This is a genomic window from Allosediminivita pacifica (assembly GCF_003054175.1).
Taxonomy (GTDB): domain Bacteria; phylum Pseudomonadota; class Alphaproteobacteria; order Rhodobacterales; family Rhodobacteraceae; genus Allosediminivita; species Allosediminivita pacifica.
The window spans coordinates 1-3,783 of the sequence record NZ_QBKN01000070.1; the positions used below are offsets into that span (position 1 = coordinate 1).

Sequence of the window (3,783 nt, forward strand, 5' to 3'; positions counted from 1 at the left end):
TGGTAATCTTTGACATGACCGCCTCCCATTAAGGATTGTTGCGATCCCACCTTGGCACAGCGATGCCGTCGGGGGGCGGTTACAGCATCAAAGCCCCCGTACGGGGAGAGGGGCACAGAGGATGATGGTCTCCGGTCATGAGTGTCCCGTCCACACGCTTTGAACTGATGCGGTGGATGCCCCCACCGTCGGCATCTCACATGGCATGATGGTTCCATCGGAACCGAACGGAGGGCACACCGATGACGACCTATGCCGTCTTGTCGATCATGGGCGGCGTGCTGACCGGCCGCTGTTTTCGCGGGGTGGCCGCGTGTCATGCCGCCGTCGCGTTTGGTCGCAACCTGCGCACTGCTGTCGTTCGTGACAAGCGCAGCGAACGGAAGATGTCCGCCCTCCGTGCCGCAAGTAGCCAAAGCATAATTGTCACTCAAGCCCAAACAGCTGTCTCAGGGCTTCCGGTACAGGTTCATTCAGATCCCATTGAACCGTGATCGGTGCTTCTCCGTCCCAGCCGGCAAAACGAACGGGACCTGCGTAGCGGAACGGCGCGGCGCGTCCGTCTCGGAGTTTGGATTTTCGAACGAACAGGTGGATCGTCCAGCCGGGCTCTTCTCCGGATATGATCTTGCCGCGGCTGCTGGCCCGGCGGGTGCTGGTCTGGGTTTGCCAGACAAAGCGGGTTGGGCTGGCGAATTCGTCTGCGTAGTGATCGCCAACCGACATGGTGCTCTTGTCCATGGTGACGAGTAGGATCATGGCTTTGACGTCCTTGATCACTACGATTCCGGAGTTCCAAGAACCCGTGTTGAACACAGCGCCGAATAGAGGCGGGATGCTCTCGCGGGAGTATTCTTCCCAGATTTTTGGCCCCAATGCGGGCGGTGTGGGGCGGCTGCCGGGGGCTTCGGCCGCTTCGGCCAAACCGGACGCGTTTGGTTGGTCGTAGATGACGCTCTTGGTCTGAAAATGCCGAAGTAGACGCCAGTCGACCAGTTCCGACGCCAGTGCTGACAACTGAGCATCATGGCTTTCGCCGATTGTCGTCTCGAAGGTGCCAGGGCCAAGGCGGAACCATTCGGTTTCGCCAAGCAGCTTGAGCGGGAACTTGGTGAGCAAACTTCGGATCGCTGCGGTGTCATCGGGGTCGACGCTTAAATCCGATTTGATTTCGGGGTTGCGCCGGGCAAGACGACTGACACGTTCGGCGAGATCTGCAACGGCAATGCGGCCCGGTAACGCGCCAGCCTCGATCATTCCGCGCAGGGCCAACATCTTGTAGCTGCGCGTCATTCGCGTGGTCTCAAGCTCGTCCAGCAGGCCTTTGTGGCCGGTCCAAGCGGCATGCATATCACCCGTCAGATCGCCCATATCGTTGACGAAGCCAAGCCAACCAGCGTGGCCGGTTCGACCAGGATTGAAGCCTGCGTGCTGAACCTCCGAGGCAGTTGGCCGAACCCCGTGTCGGTCGCGGAAATCGCGGTAGAAGGCAGTCAGTTCTTTACCGTCGCGCGGTTGGCGGATCAGTGATTTGAGGATGTCGAGGGCTTCGAGCTCATAGGTAACTTCGCAACCCGCCGGAAAGCTGATCTCATGGCGTTCCAGTTTTTCCAGAGCGATCCGTAGTGCGCCTTCTCCTGCGCCGGTGCGCAACAGCGTTCTGGCTTTGGTCAGGAAGATGCGGTGGTTGCCGATATAGTCGATCACCGCCAGATGCGTTTTCTCGGCTGATCGCCGCAGGCCGCGCCCAAGTTGCTGCAACCAGATCACCGGGCTTTCGGTCGGACGCAGCATCAGCACGGTGTCGATCGAGGGAACATCGACGCCTTCATTGAACATGTCGACCGCGTAGACGATTTCGAGGTCTCCGTTCTCGAGCGCTTTCAACGCGCTGGCGCGTGGAGCCGATGTCTCGCCGGAATGGACGGCCACAGCGCGCAAGCCACGCGCCAAAGAGAATTCAGCCATGAAATCTGCGTGGCGGCGCGAGACGCAGAAACCGATCGCCTTTTTGCCGCCGCGCCGCGCCAGTTGATCCAACGCGTTTTCAGCCCGTGCTTGCGTCGCCACGGCTTCGGTCAGGGCGGCCTCATCGAACTTGCCGCTACGCCATGGGATCTGCGCATATTCCACGGGGTCGGGCACGCCGAAATACTTGAATGGGGACAGCAATTCGCGGTCGATACCGGACCAGAGATCACATTCGTAAACGAGGTTTTCCTCGCACAGGCCCAGAAGATCGCCGCCATCGCTGCGGTCCGGTGTCGCCGTCAGGCCGAGGAGGAATTGCGGGGTGAAGTGATCGATGATCCGGCGGTATGTCGTAGCAGCGGCGTGGTGGAATTCATCCACGACGATGTAGTCGAAAGCATCCGGCGCAAAGCGGTTCAGGTGCTGCGCACGCGAAAGCGTTTGGATCGAGGCGAAGAGAACGTCGGCATTGAAATCTTTCTCGCCACCGCCGAAACGCCCCAGCCGCGCCTTGGGGCGGATGGCGCGAAAGGCAGCCATGGCTTGGGTCAGGATTTCTTCGCGATGGGCGACGAACAGGACGCGCGCCGCAGGCTGACTATCGAATGCGGCAAGGAAGGTTTTGCCGAGGCCGGTTGCAAGAACGACCAAACCGGCGCGATAGCCCTTGGCCCGTGTCGCGGCGAGCGCGTGGAGAGCCTCTTGCTGTGTGGCATGTGGCTTGGGCGCGTCTTCGGGTGTTTCTGCCGGAACGCCGGATTGCTTTGGCAATGGCGCGATCCGGCGGGTCTCATAGCTATCGATCCAATCTGGCGTGAGATCTATTACCTCTGGCCGAGCCAGGAGGTTTTCGAAGGCTGTGCGGGCATTTGTCAGAGGCAGGGCGTCGGATCGGTCGAAATGGCGCAGGTTCCATTCGACACCTTCGGTCAGCGCGGACCGAGATAGGTTCGAAGAACCAACAATCAGAGCTCCTGCGCCGTCCGCGAAGGAAAACATCCAGGCCTTGGGGTGAAACGGAATGCGGTCTGCCTGAAAAATGTAGAGCTGCCGGTCGTGTTCCAGATCCTGCATCAAGCGCAGAGCAACCGGCTCCGTGACATCCAGATAATCGCCGGTCAGCAACCGCAGCCGTCCGCCACGCTCCAGCAGGTCGCGCAGATGCGGCATGACCAACCGAGCACCCGACGTCATGAGAAACGAAACGGCCAGATCGATGGAGTGCGCCTGGTCGATCAGGGGGCGCAGATGAGCATGGAGGGCATCATCGCCCCCGGAAATGAGCGGGCTGTCATGTGGCGCGCCGGGTATGGGTCCGATTGCGGTGGCGGGCGCTTCCAGGCGAAGATGGAAATGCGGCTCAGACTCGATGAGGGCGACCGGGGCCTGGCCCTCATCCGCTTCCAAGAGCTTTTGTGCCGGGGTCACGCGCGCCATGAGAGCGATCTGCTCCGCCTCGGTCAGGTCACGCCAGCGCTTCACGTGCCGGCGCGGGGCAAGAACAAGGCCTGCGCCGTTCCGGATCAGGATAACCTGGGCGTCACACTCGATCACGGTATCCATGATCGGGGCGCAATACGGACATTGGGTGGTGGCGGAATTTTCAGCGGGCACGCGTCAGGATTTTCTCAACAAGGCATTGAGCCAAATATCTTCTTTTCTATCGGGATGGCGGTCATTGGTCCGCCAGAATTCAACCTGCCGCAGTGCGGGGCATGGCTTTGATGCTGTAACCGCCCCCCGACGGCATCGCTGTGCCAAGGTGGGATCGCAACAATCCTTAATGGGAGGCGGTCATGTCAAAGATTACCA

At 60.5% G+C, this 3,783-nt stretch carries 2 protein-coding genes; one reads left to right on the forward strand and one right to left on the reverse strand.

Annotated elements, in window-relative coordinates; translation table 11 throughout:
* Positions 1 to 426 precede the first annotated feature (426 nt).
* Entirely contained in the window at positions 427 to 3,534 is a 3,108-nt protein-coding gene (locus C8N44_RS22810) for a DUF3427 domain-containing protein (protein WP_107978977.1), read from the reverse strand.
* Between C8N44_RS22810 and C8N44_RS23710 the strand changes: the two genes are divergently transcribed.
* The coding region (locus tag C8N44_RS23710; RefSeq protein WP_210204223.1) for a hypothetical protein at positions 3,533 to 3,783 on the forward strand (251 nt) is incomplete at its 3' end. The two genes, C8N44_RS22810 and C8N44_RS23710, sit on opposite strands and share 2 nt — an antisense overlap.